We start from the raw sequence: 20,700 nt of genomic DNA on the forward strand, positions 1-20,700 counted from the left end.
ATGGACAGGTGGATTCGTGGGCCGATCGGGCTGGACGCCGATAGCCGGGTCACCAGGCCGGGATGCCGGAACGCGGTGGTGGTCGTGCCCACCATGACCGCGGGCACCCGGTTGCTCGACGTGCTGCCGCTGCTGGAGGCGGATCACCGGGTGCAGACGGTGTTCACGGTGCCGCACACCGGCGACGGGTGGCACGGCGTCGAGGAGTTCGTCCGGGCACAGCACGGTCTGGTGCTGCCCTGGCACCAGGCTGTGCACCACCGCTTCGACCTGGTGCTGGCCGCCAGTCACCGGCACCTGGAAGAGCTGCACGGCCCGATCCTGCTGCTCGCACACGGCGCCGGGACGGCCAAGTCGCGTCGCTACAGCCGGAAGGCCGGCGCGGCGACCAATCCGGCGACCGGGCTCGACCGGGACCTGCTGACCTACCGCGGGCGGATCCTGCCCGCCGTGCTGGGGCTGGCGACCGACGCGGAACTCGGGGCGCTGCGCCGGTCGTGCCCGGAGGCGCTACCGCGTGCCGAGGTGGTCGGGGACATCTGCCTGGACGAGATGCTCGGGAGCTTCGAGCTGCGGGACAGCTACCGGCACGCGCTGGGCATCGAGCCCGGGCACCGGCTGGTCACCGTCAGTTCGACCTGGTCGGCCGACTCGGTGTTCGGGCGGCTTCCCCGGCTTTGCCGGGCGCTGCGGGACGCGTTGCCGTCCGGTCGCTACGCCGTGGCCGCCATCCTGCACCCGAACATCTGGACCGTGCACGGACGACGCCAGGTCACCGCGTGGTTCGCGGACTGCCTCCGTGACGGCGTGCTGCTCATCCCGCCCGACCGGGGTTGGCAGGCGACGATGGTGGCGTCCGACTGGGTGATCGGTGACTACGGCTCGACCACCGCCTACGCGGCGGCGCTCGGCCGGCCGGTCACCGTCGCCGCGGACGGCGGCTCGGCCATTCGGCCCGGCAGCATCGCGGATCTCGTGTGCCGCAACGCGCCGGCGCTGCGCTACGACGTGTCCTTGCCCGTGCAGGAGGAACTGGCTTCGAGGGCGAGTCGTCGGCTTTCCCTGGTGACGCGGGCGGCCATCACCTCCCGGCCGGGGCAGGCCGCGGCCATTCTCCGGCAGGCGATCTACGGACTCCTCGCGTTGCCCGAGCCGCAGGGTGCGGCGTGCACGCGGTTCGTATCGGCTCCGAACCCGCTGAAGGACGTCGCGTGACCGGCCGGGACCGCCTCGCGGTTGTGGTGCGGCGCGAAGACCAGGTGCCCGGTGTCTGGCACCTGCGCCTCCTCCGGCCGGGCTGGATCGCCGACGTGCTGGTCGTCGCCGAACACGCGCCGAGCGCCTGGCGGGAGGCGGGCGACCTGGTGTTGTGCGGGCCGTCGCCGGACCACACGGCGGCGACCTCGGCGGCGACACGGACGTTGTCCTCAGCCGCCGGAGCCGGCGCCGCGATCGCCGTGTTCCCCGGCGGCTGCGTCTGCGCGACCCGGGGCCGCGATGTCGTCGGCACGTGGGTCACCGAGCCGGGCGTAGAGCTCGCGCGCCTCGGCCTGGTGACGACGGCCGCCCTCTTCGTGGCCGGCTTCCAGCTCGACCTGTCCGAGGGCCGACAGCACTTCGGCGGTGTAGTAGGGCGAGTCGAGATCGCGGATGACCCCTAACGCTTCCAGGAGGACGTTCCGGGCTTCATCGTGTTGTCTTCGCGACGAGCGCAACGAGGCGATGGCCGTGACGGCTCTCGCGTGCTGGACGGGATCCCCGAGCTCGGCCATGGCGTTCGCCGCCGCGGTCAGCTCGGTGATCGCCTCCTCGTCCTGGCCGAGCTCGGCGAGGACCTCACCGCACCGGCGCCGGCACAACGCGACCCCGCGGGGGATCCCGAGCTCGTCCTGCAGCTGCGCGGCCCGCCGGTAGTACCCGAGCGCGGCGAAGAGGTCGCCTTGGCCACGGGCCGCGCGTCCGAGCTGCGAAAGCGCAGTCGCTCGGGTGGGTCCGTGCGCCTGCTGCTCCCCGAGACGCAACGCGATCAGGTTCTGTGCGACGGCATCGTCGAAACGGCGCAGTTTCGCGTACGCGAAGCCGAGCTGCGAACGCAGTCTCGCCTCCGCCAACGGGGCGTCGCACCGCTGCGCCGCGGCCACCCCGGCTGTGTGCATCGAAACCCAGGGCGCGTAGTCGCGGTGGTGCAGGAAGAAGCCCCATGACGCTTCGCAGAGCTGCCAGAGCTCTTCGTCCCATCGCCGCCGGTCGGCCTCGGCGACCACCGCGCGGATCGATCGGAGGTCACGCCGCCACCAGGCCACCGCGGCGGCCCGGTCGGGGAACGCCTTGCCGTGCCGGCTCGGCGGGGTGACGCCGAGCCGGGGACGGTGGGGGTGGATCAAGTCGTCCGCGGCCTGCGCCCGGCGGAGGTACCACCGGGTGAAGCCGCGCACGACGGCGGCCTGGTCGGCCGGCTCGAGTTCCTGTTCGGCGCGCAGGCGAGCGTCACGGCGCAGCAGATCGTGCTGGGCGACGCGGTCGTCCGCGGCGTCGGCCAGGAGGTTGACCGACACCAGCGCGTCGACGGCGTCCTCGACCTGCGCGGGCGGCTCGCCGAGGACGTCGGCGAGCGCGTCGACCGAGACGTCCGGGCCGGGGTGCAGCCCGCACGCGCGATAGATGCGGGCTGCTCCGTCGGGCAGCTCGGCGTACGACGTGTCGAAGACGGCTTGCACCTCGCGCACGTCTTCGGGTGCGCGGGAGCCGGCGCCGAGATGACGCGCGTAGTTGTTCGCTTCGCGCGCCATGCTCCGCAGCGGCCGGGCCCGCAGCCGCGCGCCGATGATCCCCAGCGCAAGCGGCAAGCCACCGCAGATGTCGACGATCGTCGCGGTGGCGTCCGGGTCCGCGGCGATCCGCTCCGGTCCGACGACCTCGCGGAGCAACCGCCGTGATTCGTCCGGGGTCAGCGGGGCGAGGTCGAGCAGCTGCGCGCCGTCCATCGCGATGCCGGTGAGCTGCCGCCGGCTCGTGACCACGACCATCGCCGTCGAGGTGGCGGGCAGCAACGCGCGCACCTGCGCGGCCGAGATCGCGTCGTCGAGCAGGATGCCGAGGTACCGGCCCGCGGCGGCGGCCCGGAACATCGCCGAACGCTGCCCGGGGTCCGGCGGGATCGTGTCGGGAACGACACCGATCGTGACGAGGAACCCGAAGAGGATCTCGCCGGTGGCCACCGGGGCACCACCGGGCCCGGACAGCCTGGCGTGGAGGAGCCCGTCGGGGAACCGTTCCCGGTGATCGGTCAGCCACCGCACCGCGGCAGCCGTCTTGCCGACCCCGCCGATGCCGCTCAGCACCACGATGGGCGGCCGGTCCGCCCGGCGCAACCACGCTCGGTCCAGCAGGTCCAGAGCGGTCTCCCGACCGACGAAGCCCTCCGCCGGTGCCGGAATCTGGACAGGCGGCGTGGGCTCAGGTGTATCGTCCATCCGAGATCTCCCCGTAGGTCTCGAACTTTCCGTTCTACCCTGCGTCCACGCAGCCGACGGCGGTTTCCCGACAATTCCACTCGAACGCGCGTGCACGTGCACTCGCCTTCGCACACGGTGCTGAATCAATACGGACAGCCTGTGATCTCGTACACATTTCAGGTGTCTTCACGCTTAGCGCGGGTGGACGGGCGCAGCTCGACACCTTCAAGCAACAGGAGTTCCCTGACGCGCTTGTAGTAAAGCCCGTACGTCTCGGCGAGGGCGAGGATGCTCGTTCCCGCCCGGTACTCCTCGGCGAGTGTTTCCGGCGGGACGGGCGACTCCCTCGGCCGTGACCGGGACCGCAGCTCAACCCCGGCTTTGAGCAACCGCCGACGTAACCAGGAGTAGCTGAGCCCGCTCATCCGAGCGAGCTCGGCGAGCGAAGAACCGCCCGCGTACAAGTCGGCCAGCAGATCGTCTTGTTGATCGTGAGTGAGGTCGGCGAACGTTCGGTAGTGCGGTGTCCTTTCGTCCATGATGCCCCCGATGCACCGTGTTTGGCGAGGCGGTCCGCGTTCAGGCATGTACGACAGTCTCAATGTCACATCGGAGCGACGGCAAGTTGAGTTACTGCGCATTCTGGTGAATTCAAGCGAAAACCCTGCGAAATCATCGGCCGTACCGAAGACAGTCGATCATTGCGAATTCCATTGCGGATCTCCAGCGGCGCGGAACGCAACGTGGGAATCCCACACCCGGGAAAGCACTGCGATGAGCCCGGACCGGGGCGGCTCGGTGGGAGCCACGGCTGTCGGGACTCCGGCCAGGTCGAGGCTGCCCCTGGGAAGGGACTCGCAGGGATGGGGAGCACGCGCTCAAGCCGCGGCTGTGCAGCCTCACCGACGATCTGGCCCACATCGCACGCCACCGCACCGAGATCGTGGCCCGGCTGAGTGGCATGGTGGAGATAGCGCTCAAAATCCTGCGCACCGCTGAAAGGTCAGCGCTCTGCCGGAAACGCTCGGTGACTGGAAGCCTGCGGTTGCTGCCGGCAACTTCCTCGCCGACCTCGGCACCCACGCCGCGAACAGCCTCGCCTCGTTCGGCAACGCCATGTTCAACCACCTGGTCGACACCGCCGCCGCGGTCGGCGGCATGGCGCTGACCGCGATCAGCTCAGCGGGCGAGGGCGCCGGCATCGCCCTCGACGCCACCGGCGTCGGCGCTATCGCCGGCGTACCGCTGAACGTCGTCTCCGCGGCTGGCATCGCCGTCGGCGGAACGATGACCGTCGGTGCCGTCGGTGACCTCGCTCGACACGCCATGACCGACGACCACGTCGAACCCGTCAAACCACGCGCCAACCCCGACCAAGCCCACAAAGACGGACCGGCTCAAGGAACACCTCACCGATAAGGACCTCGACGGAGCCCGCCGCGAGTTGAACGGCGAGGTCGTCGCCCGAAAGGGTGACGCCACACCTTGGGACCACGTCACCGAAGTCAGGGAGGCCCAGAACGGCCTCTCGAACCAGATCAACCGGTTGAAACGCCAGCTCAGCGACTCGCGGCTGTCGCCGGAAGACCGTCCCGCGTCGAGGCCAAGCTGTCCGAGGCCAGTCAGCTGCTCGACTACAGTGAGCAGTGGGTACCACGCGGATAGCAGCCTCACCTAAACGACAGCTGACACGAGGAGCCGTGGGGATCAGTCCAGACGTCGACGAATCGCTCACCCTCGAGCAGATCGAAGACCACCACTGGGGCAACCCACCAGCCGACGCAACCCGGCTGATTAAAGCCGTCTACGGGCTGCGCCACAAACCAGTCGGCGCCATGGACACCGAAGACCTCCGCGTCCTGCTGCTCCAGCAGGAGAGCGTCGACGTACTGGTCCCCGTCGCGCTGACCCACCTCGAGCAGAACCCGCTCGCCGAAGGCGACTTCTACCCCGGTGACCTGCTCACCGCAGTGCTGAAGATCCCGCAGGCGTACTGGCAGCAGCACCCTGACCAACGTCGCCGCGCTTCGGCCGTGATCACAGCAGTCGAGGCCCTTGGTAACCTCGACGACCACGACGCACCACACGACACGATCTGGCAACAGATCAACGCGTTCCGCAGGCTAACTACAGCCTGATGTAACACATGCCGCACGCGCACGACACTGACCTGTTTGGGCTCGTCGGCTGCGTCGCTTATGAGTCCATGGCCGTCTTCGTACCGCCGCCGTGTCGGGTGATCCTGGGTCGCAGCTGAACCTTGATCGCGCTGTGGGTGAAGGCCAGGTCGCTGGCCTTGCTGGACCAGATATATGCCTCGCCTGGGCGCAGCGCGGTCATCTTCGCCGGGGACAGGTCGGCGAGTGCGGCGTTCGCCTTCTGCAGGTGCTTCAGCCAGGCAGGCGAGTTGAACTTGTGCAGGATTATATGGTTGGACAGTTCGATCAGCGAGATGGGCACCGAGGGTGGATCCTGGCTCGCCACCAGGATACTCATTCCCTTGTGGCGCATTTCGCGAACGCTTTCTACCAAGCCGTCTACCAGGTCGGCGCTGTCGATGTACTTGTGAGCCTCGTCGAAAACTACGAGCTTGTTGAACCGCTGACCGCCGGCGGTGGCCTCGGCGAACAGTTGCATGAGGACGACGAACAGCCCAAGCGCTTCGTCCTTAGCGATGAGTTCGTCCCGCAGGTCCACAATGATCACTCTGCCAGGCCGGACGATGTCGGTGATCCGGACGGAGTCATCGATGTAATCAGCAGCGAGATCCAGCCGGTCCTGTGCGAGCTGTTTGATGTGGTCGGCCATAGCCGACTCGTCGATGCCTTGGCGGATTACGGCCAGGGACAGGTCCCGCCGGTTCGCCCGGACAATCCGCTTGAGCTGGCGGATGTAGGTTGACTGGTTGCCGACCGCGCCCATGAGGAACTGCCAATGTTCGATCCTCAGATCCTGAGAGCCGAACTTCAGTGGCCGGATCTCGATGTCAGGGTATTCGTCAATGCGCTGGTCGATCTGGTCTTCCGGAACGAGCATCACTACATCGGTGAGGGCGTTTGGCTGAACGCCATACCGCTCGCGGAGCTGCTGGACCTGTTGCTCGTCGGAGTTAGGGGCGGTCATGCTGGTGAATTCGGGGGCGTAGTCTAGGGTCGGGCTGTAGTGAAACACAATCGTGGCCAGCGGTCGGGTGAGTACGTTCACCGGCGCTGCGGGTAGTGCCGCGGCTTCAATGATCGAACCTAGGGTGTAGCTCTTGCCTCCCCCTTGCACCCCAAACAGACTGATGGTGTGAGTCTCGTTGAGATCCAGCGCGACCCGCTTGCCGCTGCACTCTCCAAGCACTCCGTACTGAGGTGACTCACCGGTCGTTCCCAGGTAGATATCGGGTCGCCACGCAGGAGTATCCGACGTGGCCGACGAGTCTCGGCTGACAACGTCCACTGTCATGGGCTGTTGTGTTGATCGTTGACGACCTTCCTGTCCTGGAACAGTAGGTTTTGAAGAACTACGGTCCTCATGCACTTGCTCCCCCCGAGTCGCGGTCATTGCATTCTGGGCCGACTCAGCCGCCCTGTCTTCGGGTCCCGGCTCGGCGACCGTGTCCGCTCCCCTATCTCCATCCCTATTCTGGGGAGAAATGCGATGCTCATCGGGGATGGTGTGCGGCCGGACCGGCGCTCTGAACGCAACGTCGCTGAGGCGCGGCAGCGTGAGATCCGACGCAGCTAGCGCAGCGGAGGTCGCCGTATGAGTTGTCTGCCCCTCGGCGAACGGAAACTCTGTGGGGATGGCGTCGAGGAGTTGCTCGATCAAGTCGCGACCGATGCGGTGGAACTCGACCCCATCCTCGCTGAACTGCTCTGTTCCAGCCGAGCCCAGATCGAAGATCAGGCCGGTGCGTGTGATGTCGAACTGGAATCCCCAGTCGAGGTGGTCCAGCAGCCACGATGCCTCAGCAGCCGCGGCCGTCGTCATGATCCCATGCCGGACTGCTCGTCCCACATAGAAGCGTAGGAGAGTGGCGAGTTCGGCGTTGCGAACGCTCCGGTCTGGTCGGTCGTTTGCCGTCGCTGCTGGATCGAAGTTCTCCGCGAGGACCGCGGCGCTCCCGTCAAGTTGTGCCGTGATCGTGTCGCGCAGTCTCTGAACGTCGCCAAGGCCCGACAACGACCCGACGCACTTAACCTCGATAAGTCTGCAAGTAATGGTCTTCTGAGCCGCGTTAAGGGTGAACAGGGCCAGGTCGGTGCGCCGCAGGCCGACACTTTCGGCAATCTCGTTGGCGCGCCGACGCGCGTCGCGGTAGAGCTCGAGGTGGGCGTCGAGGGGAACGAGCACCTGATCGGCGAGCACGTCCTGATACTGCAGGTAGAGCCGGGCCAACGAGAGCCCCAGCACCTCCGTGCGCTGGTTGGGGGCCGCAGAGGCAATCTTGAACGCAAGACTGCCGGAAAGCAGGCGGAGCTGGTCGAAGAAGGTCCGCACGTGCCGGTCCTCGATTCGCAGGCCGTGCTGATCGGTCACCGGCGCAAGCAACGCTTGCAGTTCGTCCACCGACCGGGAACTGACGACCAGGTGGTGTGTAAGCCCTTCGACCGTTCCAGGAGCCACATCGATGATGTATGCGGCGTGACGGCTACTGGCGGGGTTGTCAAAATACTCCACACCCAGGGTCCGGTCGACTGTGATCACCCAGTCGCTGCACTGGTGTGCCTGGAACAATAATGCTCCATCGGACGGTGTGAGGCTGAGGGTTACCTGCGGTACCTGACCGGTGCCGACCTCGCCGGTTGTGACGGCAGCTGCGGCTGCCGACATCACGGCAGGCAACCGGGAAAGCAGGTCTGAGCATTCCTCGGCACCCGGAAGATCGCGGCCGGTGCCGTGCCGGGGACGCTTGTGCCAGGCTACGGCTCCGCCGTTCTCGACGTAGTTGACCGTCATCTGTTGCACCAGCCCGTGGACCGGGGCGGGCGCCGCAGACGGAAGTGCACCGACCTCCGCACGTTCCCCGCTGAAGGCGTCGAACAGCACGGTGACGTGTGCATTGTGCCCGCTGGTCGCGGAGCTGAAGTCGTCCAACGGGAGCACCGCCACGGACAGTTTGGGGGTGCCGCCCGCAGCAGCCGGCGTGGCGAATATTTCTGCCTCGGCGACTGTGCTCCATTGCCCGGTGAGCAGGTCAGCGAGCGCCTGCCCGGCGTCTGGTTGGTGTGGATCGGCGGCGAACAGCCGGACGTCGTAGGTGAGATGCTGCAGTTCCTTGCGGCGTTGCAGGGCGACCAGGGCGCCGGCAATGAGGTCGGCCCGGCCGGCGTTGACGGCGCAGATCACGAGGGTGTGCACGTACGGATGCATACGTACGTAGCGTTCCAGCCGGTCAGCCATCTGGGCCGGGCTGACGGAAAGCTCCGCGCTGCCACGGTCCGGGATTGCGAGCGCAGCGGTCACTTCGGTCAGCAGAGTGTGCGGATCGCCGGTATCGGTGGGGAGGTAGGCGGCCCAGTACGGCGTCAGGTCTGCGGCAGAAACAGAAAGGGTTCCATCGTCGGCGGGCACCACCAGCGGGAACCCCGCCGGACGCAGCGTCAGCAGGGTCCGGTGTGCGGCGACTACGACGGCGCGGTCAGCCCCGGCGGCGTCGACCAGCCAGCGATGACCGAGTTCAGCCCAGGTCACCAGCCACAGCAGCCGCAGGGGGTGGGTCGGGGCTAATAGAGTGACTCGGTAGTGATGACCTCTGATGTCGACCTGGTCGACGGTGACACTATCGATCTGCAGCAATGGGGCCACTTGTCGCAGCAAATCGGGCGCGCCGGCTCTCTCAGCTTGCCGCATCTGCTGGGTCAGCAGCTCGGCGTAGGCCTCGGCGTAGGCGAGTGCCAGTGTGCGTAGTCCGGCTATGTCGCGTCCGGCGAGGACCATCTCATCGCGGCCGCGGACGGCACTGAACACCGCAGCCCTGGCACGCAGGAACGTGCGCAACTCCTCCCCTGCGTCGGCGCCTACCACGCGGACGGCGCGCACATCCTCCCGCATTGCATCACTTTCGGACGCACCGGTACCGCTGTCACGCACCTGGGCCTGCATACCCGGCACAATGTCCACTTGGTACGGTGCGAGGCGTTCCGGGTTAGCCAGGATCGACCGTTCCAGCTGAACAAGCACAGGCGACAGCGGAATCTCCACAGCGCCCCGGCCGCCGAAGCCCGCCTCGACAACGCGACCAGGCTCCTTCCAGGACAAGTGCTTACATTCGATATCAGTCCACTCGCGACGTTCGGCCAGGGCCTCGTAGCGCTGACGCATCAGTTCCTGAGTGACGCCTACGTTGCGCAGCACACGAGCACGCGGCGGTGCCTCGTCGAGGTCGTCATCATCGGCAAGGACGAAGAATCGGGCGGTCTCGTTGTCTGGATGAACCCCGTCGTCGCTGTTGCGGCGGCGAGTCTCGTCGTCGGCGAATAGCATCACCGGCAGCGGCACTCCCGTGGCATCGAGCGGCTCGACACGCAGATAGTGCCATCCGTCGTCTAGTACGGCGGTGCGTAGCTTGGTCAGCCTGGCCCGGTATCCCCGCCTTGTTCGGGAACTGGCCTTCACCGTGGCCCACACACCGGTTGGTCCGGACTCCTCGGACATCAACTCGACTCGGAACGTGGCGAGGCCGCTGATCTCCTCGGGAGCGGGGTCCACCGTGAAGGTCGTCGACACCTGGGTAAGGCCGGTCCTGCCCGCGATCAGGTAGCGTTGACCGATGATGGCGCCGAGGATGTTGTGGTCGGCGTGGGCCGCATGGTCGCCGGCATAAGGCAAGTCGATATCAGTCACCGCGATGTGGATCGGTTGCGCGGTACGGTCCTCCGGTAGGGGCCACCGGTGGAACGACAGCCCCCAGTTGGTGTGGTCCACCACGATTCGACGGGCCCAGTCGCGAGGGTTGTCCAAGTCACTGGCGACCAGGAACGCAGCCAACCTTGATCGAAACGCAGGGTCGGTGAGGTGCAATTCGACTACACGCTGCCGGGGCGTGTGGTCAGCTCGAGTGAGAACCCGTACCTGCCGGGCATTGCGGGCAGCTCGGGTACGCACCTGTGTAGGATCGGTGAACAGCTCGAAGTCGGGTACCAGGCCGAGTTCGAACACTGCAGCACCGGCTACGTCCCGATTGTGGTTGTTCAACCTGAGGGTCAGCAAATACCGGGCCTGCTCCAAGCTGCCTGCGATCGGCGCTCCTGGCTCGGCCGCATCGTGGGCCAAGACATCGAAGACCTCGTCCACGCCGGATCGCAGTTCCGCAGGCAACGCGGCGTGGAGCCGATCAGCCAGGTCCCGATACACATCACCAAGATCGGCCTGCTCGAACGTGGCCACGCCAAAGGAGTCCTCGGCGCTGGCATGAGTACTGGGCGGAATGAACACCAGCAACGGTGGCCGCTGTCGGCCGTCGGCGGCAGGGTTGCGAAGCTCGACAAGCTTCGTACCGGTGACCGCGAGCTCGGCGGGCACGACCGGCGGTGTTCCGAGGACGTGGATCTGTGCACTGGCGCTCGTGGCTGCCCGCAGCCGGCCACACAGGCGCGCTGCGAGCGCCGCAGGTAGGGCCGTGACCCGGACACAGTGACCTGGCTGCCGCGAAGCCAACAGCGACAGCAGCCGGGGAAACAACACGCCTTCCAGCGCGTCGTCGAGGTCGGCGTCGGCAACTTCACGTAGTCCGGTTGTGGTCATCGTCGGGTGGTGTCCGCTTCGATTCGGTAGCGAGGGGCGATGGTCTGGGTGAGGTAGGCGTCGGAGAGATCGTTGTAGAAGCCGATCTCCCGTAGCCGGGCGACGAAAGCGTCCCGGTTAGCCTGCAACGCCTGCTGGTCGGTAATGCTGGTGCCGTCGAAGCCATCGCCCGTTGGCAGGCGGTCGACGTAGAGGCCGTAGCGCGTACGCAGCGTCTCGAGGAGCTCATCGATCCGGATCGGACGCGTATGCAGACCACCCGACCCGTCGCCGCGCAATAATGCCAGCTGTAGGAGGACTTCCAGCAACCGACTGTCCAGCACGAACCGGCGTTGCCCTCCCCGTGGTTGGGCGATCATGGCACCGGGCCGGTTCTTCAGCAGCAGACTGTCGAGACAGTCGGTGAGGTAGCGGCGGTGGAATCGGACCCGGTAGGCGGTGATGATCTCGATATAGGTGGTGAATGGGTCCAGGCCGAGTTCCAGGATGTCGGTGATGTCCCGATCCACGCCCTCTGCGCCGGTTGCCGCGGTGTCGGTCAGACCGCTGAGACGGTTCTCGGCGAACGCCGTGCGGTCGTCTCGGCGTTTCGGGCCAAGCAGGTCCAGCAGATTTTCGAGGGTGAACATCCCACCGGGTGGACGGCTCAGTTTTCGAGCGTTGACAAGTTGGGTCGCCAGCTCGTCGAGTTTCTTGACAGTGAAGGTGGCCAGCACGAACCCAGGAATACGCGCATACCAGGATCGTGCGCTGCGTTCAGCCAAGTGCGCTGTGGCTGTACCCGGGATCCCACCTATGTCGAGAAAGAAACCCCCTTCGGGCGGTGTCGATTGCCGAGCGAGCCTGCTGGGCAAGGACTTCATGATCCGGAAGTGGTATCGGGCGAGGTGGAAGGCAAGGAGAATCTTCAGGTGGTCGACGATCACTGATCGTGGGATGAAGTCTTTGTGGTACAGCAGCCTGATGATGTCGTCGGCCAGCAATTCGGACGCGGCGATCTCGAGTGGCGGGTAGCTTCGGCGGTCGTCGGAGGCGGCCCGGTCCGTGATCTGGTTGCGGAACGCTTCGTTCATGTTGATCAACGTCTGGGTCTCGACGTCGATGTCGGCGCCCGCAGCCGGCCGGTCGGCGAGCAAGTCCATGCCGGCGAAGAAGAAGTCCCGCAGGAGTCCGAGGGTTTTTGGGCCTTTGCCGTCGGGGGCGTGGTGGATCATCCAGTACAGTTGCTCATCGGCACCGTAGGGGCGGGATAACCTACCAACACGGAAGCGGTAGGTGAAGCCGTGCAGCGGCCGCAGTCCCGCGACAGCTTGGGTGGGTTTGCCCCGGTTGACCAGATCAAGCAGGTCGGTTTCCAGCCACCGGCGGGTGATGTCGGGGTCGAAGCCCTCGAACCAGTCGGGACGCTTCATCATCTCCGAGACGAACCGTTCGACGGGTTGGTCACTCGGTGCTCCTTTGAGCACGCTCGGTGGCCCCTTGAACCACAACCTACCCAACAGCCCAGTCAGCACTCGGTCCATGTCGAGCTGCTTGTAGTCGACGTAGCTGACTGCCGCATGGCGGAATTCCTTGTCATTCCTGCGCAGCCCCACCCTGAACCCCCTCCTCGGCAGTCAACGGCTCCATGCGTACTTTCCCGCCCGGTTCCCGGCTCACCCGCCATAGGTCGGCGCCGGTCGTGGTGAGCAGCAACTCCTGGTAGGGCGCGGCAGATAACTCGTTCTTGAAGATTGTTAGTCCAAGGTTGAGACCCTGCCGCTCGGCGACCCCGGGCAGGTAGCCCTGGCCCAGCCGCCATAGCAGTTCGAATAGGTCCAGCCGTACGCGCAGGCGTGCCTGATGACCGCCTGCGCCGTGGTGGACAAGTACCAGTTCCGCGGCACTGCCTTCCACGTAGGGGGTTGTGGGCGCACCGGTGGTGCTGAGCGTGAGGTTTTCCGCCGGGAACAAGCGGTAACTGCGGATCGTTTCTTTCGGCATCATCCGCAGTCGCAGGGCCAGCGCGTCGCCGGTCCTGGCCAATTCTCCAAGACCTTCGCTGCGGTTCAGCGCCGCGATCACGGTGCCCAGCCGGTCTCCGACGAGATCGGGGGTAGACAGCCACGCGGCGAACCGGGCAGCCGATCGGTAGGGCAGCATCCCCGATGAGCGTTCATCGTCCACACATTCGAAGTAGAATCGCCCACGCGCCGCGGCGAGGTAGCGAGTGTGCTCGGTCACCGCGGCTGCGCCGAGCTTGGGGTCTCGGGGCAACTGCCTGGCGAGCTGGGCGAGCATTTTCTCGTCGTGGTTGCCGCGCTGGTCGATGGTCATCAGAGCGCGTCCTCCGTCGGGGCCGACGAAGTCAAGTTTGCGGTCCAGCGCGGGGTCCGTGCCCCTGACCACATCCACTTCGGATAGAAGGGCGAGTAGTCGGTCCGCGGTACCCGATCGTCCAGCCCAGCTCGTGAAGTAGAACCCGGCGAGAATTTCGTCTGCCTGATCGCGGGCGTAGAGCCGGTGGATCTGAGTGCAGTCGCGGCCCGACGTGAGCATGAATGCCAGGGCGGACTGCACGTCCCGGACCGTGATGTGCTGCACGCCTCGCAGTTCGGCAAGCCGGTAGAGCCGTCGCAGGCGAGCGGTGATCTTCGGGCCTGCGCTGCTGTGGGCGAATGTACGAGCGTTGTGCAGCGCATAGCACTGATTGGCTAGATCGCACCCTGCACACTCTGCCCATGCATCGGGATCGGTTAGCCTGGCAAGCATCCTGTCGAACACCGGGGTGTGCCCGGCGTCGTCATCGGGGTCGCCGTGGCTGTCAAGGGCGCTGTGGAACAGACTGCGCCGATTGAGGTTGATCAAGACAACGGTTTGGGCGTCGCTGTCACCATGCTCATCTTCGTCGACTTCGTCGGCCAGGCCAGCTCGCACTCGGGCTGACAGAGCCGGAAATTCGTCTCGATAGCTGTCGATAAAGTCGACGAGCCTACCCTCATTGATGGCGATGAGGCGAGTTTCTCCCACATCCCCAGCCAGGTCGTTGCCGGCAAACGGGCCGAAGAAGTCTCGGAGGACATCGTCGTTGACCTGATCACCCTCGTCTTGGCTGCCATCGTGATTGGTGAGCAACCGCAGGCCGCTCGGCAATCGACACTCGGAACCATTGTCACGTCGGGTCACCAACGTCGAACTGTCGGCATCGGCTTCTGTCAGCAGCCGTTCCAGGTAGGCGGTCTTGCCATCGCCTGCGTTGCCCGTGATGATCACCAGCTGATAGGCGCCGCCCAGCACATCCGGGGTCAGCCTGTCATCCAGAGCAGTTCTGACATAGAGGTCGTACGGCTGATGCGCGCCGCTGCGGGTTCCCGCGTTGCTGCTCGTGCTCTGACTGTAGAGCGTCTTCAGGTGAGCGACGAACCGATTCTCGCCCACGACCACATCCGGCACAGACGATCCCGAGGGCCCTACCAATCCGGTCAGCCCGGTGGAGCTGGTCGCACCAGCCCCCCGTGCGTTCGACGCCTCGTCGGTGCTACCCGTCGGGAGTGCCTGGCCGACAGGAGGTTCGGTTGGGCGGTGGACCCGGTCACCGATGGCTACCAGGGCGTCCCGGAACTCGCGAGCGCTGCCGTACCGGGCGCTGCGCAGCGGCGAGATTGCCCGCAGCAGCACAGCCACCAACTCGTCGGACAGGTCAGCTAGAACCGGACGAGTTCGCGGGTCGACAGGTTCCTGACCCACCGGGCTGACCAGATCGGAGAACGGCCACAGGCCGGTCAGCACCTCATAGAGGGTGAGGCCGAGCCCGTAAATGTCACGGTCGGCGAGATCGGCCAAGGTTACCGGCCTGCGCTCACCGAAATCGGGCGGGGCGTACCGGGAAGTACCGCCAACCCGGGACAAGGTGGAGTCGGCGGCTACCGCGACGTTGAAGTCGAAGATCTTGCAACCCGTGTCCGTGTGCAAGAGGTTCTTGGGCTTGATGTCGCAGTGATAAATACCATTGTCGTGCAGATAGGTCAGACCCTCGGCGACGTCGACACCCAACCGTACGGTGTCGGCGGGGCCCAGAGTGCGCCGCTTGGCCAGCAAGTCAACCTGGGTGCCGTCGACGTAGTCGAAGACCAGATACGGCACCTCGCTGCCATCAAGATAGTTGGCATCGATAACTCGGACCACGCTGGGATGCGACAGTCCCAACAGAATGCGGTATTCAGTCGTGAGTCTTGCGACCACTGACTCACGATCCCGGTACACGATCTTGACGACCCGGTCGAGCCCAGCGAGATTGTCGAAGGCCAGGTATGCGGTACCGAATGATCCGGTGCCCAGAAACCGGCGGATAGTGAACTTGCGGGTCAGCTGGTGCCCTACCGGCAGCGCCGCGTAGTCCAGCCGCCCAGGCGCCGAGGATGAGTCATCTCCTCCTGACCGCGAACCCGCTCCCGGTCTGGACAGGCGCGCCAATTCCCGCAACGCCTCGCTCGCCGACGGCCGAGCCTTGGGCGAGCGCGCGCACATCCGTCGCAGCAGAGCAGTCAAGGCCGGGGATAGTCCAGCCGCCGCCATCGGTGCGGATGGCAGTTCGCTACCGCTGCTGATCTGCTCGGTACTACTGGCAAACGGAAGCTCTCCGGTGAGAAGTTGGAACGCGATCACCCCCGCCGCGTAAACGTCGGACGCTTTGCTCATCCCTTGAGGACGCTGTTGACACTCGGGAGCCACGTAGGCGGCGTCCAGCCGTGCCGCAAGGGCACCTAAGACGGTGTGCTCTCGGGGTTCCTCGGGCTTGCCATAGTCGAACCCAGTCAACACAGCCCGGCCGGTGTCAGCCGACACCAACACCGCAGCCGGGGACAACGCGCGGTGTAGCACGTTGTGCCCGTGCACGTGAGCCAGGCCGCGCAGTAGGTCGGTGGTGAGCCGCAGCCGCGTGTCAGTGCCCAATGCCCGGCGGGGGTTGGCGAGGTACACGGTGAGCGCCTGGCCCCGCACGTCCTCCAATACCAGTACGAACTGGCTGTCGTCCTCGACCGGGAAGAAGTCACGCCGCCCGATCACGTAGGGATTGGGCGGCATCTTCGTCAGTACTTCATAGGCGTTGGCGATCGCGTGTTGAGTGGCGACTCGCTGGTCCTCAGCGGCGAACGCGTCCACGTTGTACACCCGTAGCAGCACGGTATCGGCCGAGCCGACGGTGGCGTTGCGGGCCCGGTACTCCGTGACCTCGTCGTCGCCGCCAAGCGTGTCAACGACCTCCCAGTTGTTAAACCGCTTCGGCCCGGTAGGAACTCGCACCGATCCCCACAGAGCAGCCATTACTACGTCGAAGTGCTGCCGGATGTCACGGTTCATGCCGGTCCGCACGCGCGCGAGATCGGCCAGCATCGGGATCAGACCGTCAAGATCTGTGACGTCCCTGCCGTCAGCGTCATCCTCGGAGCTGCGATCCACCAGATAGGCGCCAGGGACGGGCATGACGACTAGCTGATCCACGTACATACGGGATAACTCGGGGTGGCGGCCGGCGAGCTTGCCCTTCAACGCCCGCGCGTGGCCCCGCAACTTGCGCACCGGAGAGCCGTAGCTGTTTCCGCGCTCCGGGTACCACTTGTACCGCTCGACGACGACGCGCCCGTGCACACCCTTCACATCGATCAGGCACAAGTTGTGGCCGGTCACGACCACGATGTCCACCTCGTAGGCAACGCCGCGCACCGGGATCTCGATGTTGTGCACGACCTGCCACTCGTCTGGACCGTGATCGCGCAGGTGTGCGATGACCAGACGTTCCGCGTCATTGGCCGGGGTACCGCCCCCGACGATCCGTGCCATGTGTCAGCGGGCCGCCTCTCGTATCGCGTCGTCCAACAGGGCGAACGCCTGGTCCTCCTTTCTATCAGCCTCGTCCCTGTCTCGGTATGCATTTCGGACAGTCTCCGCGATCCGCTCCCGGTCGGCCGGGGTGCACTCAGGGACCGGGATCTCTCGTCGCAACGCCTCATGGAGATCCTGCTGTTTGCTTCCCGTACTCATGGACCGAAGCATACGAAATGCGGCTTCTGATCGAAAGAAAGCAAACAGATAGGCGCCTGGATAGTCCGTATCGCCGGACACAACACGCAGAAAGTGCTGCGTGTAGACATTCTTCAGCCAACGTCCGGTGACGAATATAGGTCGACAGAAAACCTCGGTTTCCCCAAGGGTTCCCTGTGCAGCGATCAGCACGGATTCATTCGACGCATATATGCCAGCAGGAGCCTGACGAGGATCTATCCACCGCCCTTCCGGGCGCATCCAGAAACCTTGCCTCTGACCAATAAGCCGTGCACCGTGTCCAGGGTCACTGTTTATGCGCTTGAAGCGGGCCCCAGAAGTAAGAGAACCACCTTTACAGATGTCCGCAAGTCGACGATGTGGCACGGTACTCAATTTAGACACGATCCGCTGAACGCGGGGAGCGAAATTGATGGCACGTAGCGAGGTGGCAGTGGGGCTGGGAATGCTGAAGCCTAGGTCGCGACCCTGCTCATGCCAGTGAAGGTCAAGAAGTTCAGGTATTCCAGCACTTCGGAAGAGATCGTCCGTGGCCGCCGAGACGCCGTCCTCGTAGCGCTGCCGCAACGTCATGGCGTTGGCGATCAGGTCGTCGATATCCTGCTCAACTGAACCTTCGAAGCGGGGCACCGGAAGGTTCGCGACGTGTTCGGCCTCGATATGCCGGACACTAGTTCCATAGATGCCGCCCTTGATGATTGGAATCCCGTAGCGGCTGGCCAGGAAGGTGTAGAGGTAGCCGGACGGAACTCGAGCAAGATCCGGAACGATCCGCAGTACATCCTCACTACAGGCGTAGCCACGCATGCCGAGCCGCGCGTAGGTGACCCGGCCCGCGGTCATGCCAGAACGAGTGACCAATGTCCAGCCGGGCTCCAGTGCGAGCCTGCGGTTTCCTCGGAACGCGTTCTCCGTGATCATCGCCGAATTTGACAGATCAGCTTCGAAGATGTCAGCGCTACCCAGGAAGGGCACCCCGCACTCCGGGGCAGTCGTCCATTCACGACGGAACCGGCCCGGTTGAAAGATGCGCTCCGCAACCTCACCGAGAGGTTCCGTGTGCGGAACGCGGCGAAGGTGCATACGCGCGGCGTATGCCTCAGAAACGTACGGACCAGAGTCGAGGCGACATCCCTGATCAGTCAGCCAGCTCGCATGGACCGGGTCATCGAGGGCTGCGAGTTTCACAGGATCTCCTCGGGTAGCCAATTGCGCAGCGTCTCACGCAACTGTGGGAAGGTGTGTGCCAATCCGTGGACTCGGTCGTAGTCAAGGGAGAGCGAGGGTCTGCTGCGGTCGCGGTATGCCCCGACGTCCATAATCACGCCACTGTTCCAGGTTCGGGATACCGAGCCCGGAACTTCTCGTACGCCTCAGCGATCGTGGGAAGGTCGTTGTCGACGACGGGTTCCATGCGCGTGAACTCGATTGGCCGGCCGCCGTCACCGCGACGCGTGGCTACTTTCTGGCGGCGCTCCACCAGGATCTCCCGTCCGTCCGGGTGACGCTGATAGATAGTATTGCCACGTCTGTCGAAGCCGACCTTCTCGGCTACCGCCATAAAAACGGGATAGTCTTCCTGCTCTCCGAGCATCGCTGCCATGCGCTCCCGCTCTGTCTTCCTCTTCAAGAATAGCAACGACGTTAGAATATTGACATTCGCGTCAACGACGAACGTCTCTACTGGCAGTTCCACACTGGCCAGCACCCAGCAGTTCTCTAGGATCCAACGCCTGACCCCCTCATCTACCGGGCCAGGGTTGGACAGGATCCCGTTGGGCAGGACGATACCGATCTTGCCGCTCGGTTTGACCCACTCGACTGCCCGCTGGATGAACAACTGCTCTGGAGACATCGCAGTTACCCGCCCGGTGGGGCTCGTCCCCACCTCGCCTGTCTCCCGGTTACGCACCCATGGTTGTGCCACTCCTGTCCGGTAATTCTCGAGGATCTGCTCGTCCTCGACCTTGATGTCGGTGCCGAATGGTGGGTTCGTCATCAGCACGTCGACTGTGCCCAGGTGGATGTTTTTGCGGACCTGGTTGATGCCTTCCCGGTGGTGCCCGTTGGGGTAGGCCAACGAGTCCAGATGAAAGACGTTGCCCGGTTCACCGGTGGCCATCATGATGCTCATCTGCGACACCCGCACTAGGAACGGGTCAAAGTCGGCACCGAACAGGAAATTATCAGCATATTCAGCGAGCCGGTCCTCGTGCTCGACGAGTTGTTCACGAGTGTCGAGGTGGCCGGCAGTGCCCTCGGCTGCGCGCCAAGAGTTCAAGCGGTGGCGCAGAACCTCACGAAGAAAACCACCAGTGCCACAGGCCGGGTCTAGAACCGTTTGGTGCTCGCCGGGATTAAGCATGCGCACCATTAGCTCAACTGCGCCCTTGGGAGTGAAGTACTGCCCACGGTCGCCACGCAGGTTGTCTCCGACCAGCTCCTGGTAGGCGATGCCCTTGACGTCGATGTCGGTGTGCGACAGATCGTAGGAGGCGAGTTCGCCCACGATGAACGACAGGGCTCTCGGTGACAAAGTGATCTCGTCCCGCGCGGTAAACATCGAGTGGTCACGCTTGACCTCCTCGAACAATGCGAGCACTCGATCCCGGATCGCCCCTTGTCCTTCTTCACTAAAAGGTTCGTGGGCAAGAGCGTAGAACCTGGGCGGCGTGCCGTGACGCTCAGTAAACCGTTCGTCGTGGATCTTGGCGTAGATCAAGTAGAGAAATTGCCAGAACGCGGCATCCTTGGGCAATCCCTCGTTGCCGTGTACGTAGTTGTGGCAGCGCCGGAACGCGGTCTTGAGCATGGCAGCTTCGCCGCGACGCAGGCGGGACGCCGACCCGAGACTGCCGCCAGCGCCGTCGGTGACATCAATGGGCCAGTCCGCGCGAGGCTCCAGCCTTACCCCGAACGTGGCGGACTCACGATAGAGGAAGAAGAAATCCAGACCATTGGTCCACATGCCATAACGCACGTTGGGCGTCACGGGCGTTCCCAGCAGATCTTCCAACTCTTCAAGGTCGTTCTTGGCCTGGTCGTGAGTCCGAATCTTAGTGACCGCCCGACTCCCCTTGGGCTCGGGCTTGCAGAGCACCACCCGTTCAACGTTTTCCAAAGTGTGCGGAGAGCCGGAAACGAACACGGCGATGTCGGCCCGCTTGGTACCCCGCCGCCTACCTTCGACCTCGATAGGGATCGAGAAATCGCGTTCCATATCATCCAGCGAGATTCCGTACTCGACATACAGCGCCCGAGCGATCCGCTGACGGACCTCCTCGTTACCCTTCTTCTTGACAGGACGCCCTGTAATGAAGTCGATGATCTCGTTCTCACCGAGAGACTCCACCGCGCTGTCCGGAGTTGGGTTGGTCGGCTGGACGCTGTTGTTGTCGTCATATTCGAAGAGCGGTAGCGTCGATTTGTTGCCGTCCGACATCCTGTTACATCCCACTTCTCATCCGAT

11 protein-coding genes are annotated in these 20,700 nt (G+C 64.8%); 4 read left to right on the forward strand and 7 right to left on the reverse strand.

Annotated features, from left to right (window positions below; all coding sequences use genetic code 11):
- Window positions 1-1,215, forward strand: a complete 1,215-nt coding sequence (locus ACIQWX_RS03790; RefSeq protein WP_400865111.1) for a hypothetical protein — start codon at window positions 1-3, stop codon at window positions 1,213-1,215.
- Window positions 1,216-1,427: 212 nt separating this feature from the next.
- Here ACIQWX_RS03790 and ACIQWX_RS03795 read toward each other — a convergent pair whose 3' ends face one another.
- Window positions 1,428-3,473, reverse strand: coding sequence for an NB-ARC domain-containing protein (locus ACIQWX_RS03795; RefSeq protein ID WP_400865114.1), 2,046 nt, complete (start codon window positions 3,471-3,473; stop codon window positions 1,428-1,430).
- Window positions 3,474-3,631: 158 nt separating this feature from the next.
- Window positions 3,632-3,994 carry a helix-turn-helix domain-containing protein gene (locus tag ACIQWX_RS03800; protein WP_400865117.1) on the reverse strand — a complete coding sequence of 121 codons (363 nt, stop codon included), beginning with the start codon at window positions 3,992-3,994 and terminating at the stop codon, window positions 3,632-3,634.
- Between the two features lie 577 nt (window positions 3,995-4,571).
- Here ACIQWX_RS03800 and ACIQWX_RS03805 point away from each other — a divergent pair.
- Genes ACIQWX_RS03805 through ACIQWX_RS03815 form a run of 3 tightly spaced genes read left to right on the forward strand, consistent with a single transcriptional unit; the run spans window position 4,572 to window position 5,593 of the window.
- Window positions 4,572-4,874 carry a hypothetical protein gene (locus tag ACIQWX_RS03805; RefSeq protein ID WP_400869605.1) on the forward strand — a complete coding sequence of 101 codons (303 nt, stop codon included), beginning with the start codon at window positions 4,572-4,574 and terminating at the stop codon, window positions 4,872-4,874.
- A gap of 25 nt (window positions 4,875-4,899) precedes the next feature.
- Window positions 4,900-5,133, forward strand: a complete 234-nt coding sequence (locus ACIQWX_RS03810; protein WP_400865120.1) for a polymorphic toxin type 28 domain-containing protein — start codon at window positions 4,900-4,902, stop codon at window positions 5,131-5,133.
- Window positions 5,134-5,155: 22 nt separating this feature from the next.
- Entirely contained in the window at window positions 5,156-5,593 is a 438-nt protein-coding gene (locus ACIQWX_RS03815) for a contact-dependent growth inhibition system immunity protein (RefSeq protein WP_400865123.1), read from the forward strand.
- Window positions 5,594-5,651: 58 nt separating this feature from the next.
- Here ACIQWX_RS03815 and ACIQWX_RS03820 read toward each other — a convergent pair whose 3' ends face one another.
- From ACIQWX_RS03820 to ACIQWX_RS03840, 5 genes are all read right to left on the reverse strand, one after another.
- The gene (locus ACIQWX_RS03820; protein WP_400865126.1) at window positions 5,652-11,189 is read right to left on the reverse strand and encodes a hypothetical protein; all 5,538 of its coding nucleotides are present in this window, start codon (window positions 11,187-11,189) and stop codon (window positions 5,652-5,654) included.
- Window positions 11,186-12,784: a hypothetical protein gene (locus tag ACIQWX_RS03825; RefSeq protein ID WP_400865129.1), complete on the reverse strand. Its 1,599-nt coding sequence runs from the start codon at window positions 12,782-12,784 to the stop codon at window positions 11,186-11,188. Before ACIQWX_RS03825 ends, ACIQWX_RS03820 begins: the two co-directional genes overlap by 4 nt.
- The gene (locus ACIQWX_RS03830) at window positions 12,765-17,009 is read right to left on the reverse strand and encodes a protein kinase (RefSeq protein ID WP_400865132.1); all 4,245 of its coding nucleotides are present in this window, start codon (window positions 17,007-17,009) and stop codon (window positions 12,765-12,767) included. The genes ACIQWX_RS03825 and ACIQWX_RS03830 overlap by 20 nt, the downstream gene beginning before the upstream one ends.
- Window positions 17,010-17,012: 3 nt before the next feature.
- Entirely contained in the window at window positions 17,013-18,419 is a 1,407-nt protein-coding gene (locus ACIQWX_RS03835) for a hypothetical protein (RefSeq protein ID WP_400865135.1), read from the reverse strand.
- Between the two features lie 133 nt (window positions 18,420-18,552).
- Window positions 18,553-20,673: a restriction endonuclease subunit M gene (locus ACIQWX_RS03840; RefSeq protein WP_400865138.1), complete on the reverse strand. Its 2,121-nt coding sequence runs from the start codon at window positions 20,671-20,673 to the stop codon at window positions 18,553-18,555.
- Window positions 20,674-20,700: the final 27 nt, after the last annotated feature.

Origin of the sequence: Amycolatopsis sp. NPDC098790, from assembly GCF_044759945.1 — a bacterium.
In the GTDB taxonomy this organism is placed as follows: Bacteria; Actinomycetota; Actinomycetes; order Mycobacteriales; family Pseudonocardiaceae; genus Amycolatopsis.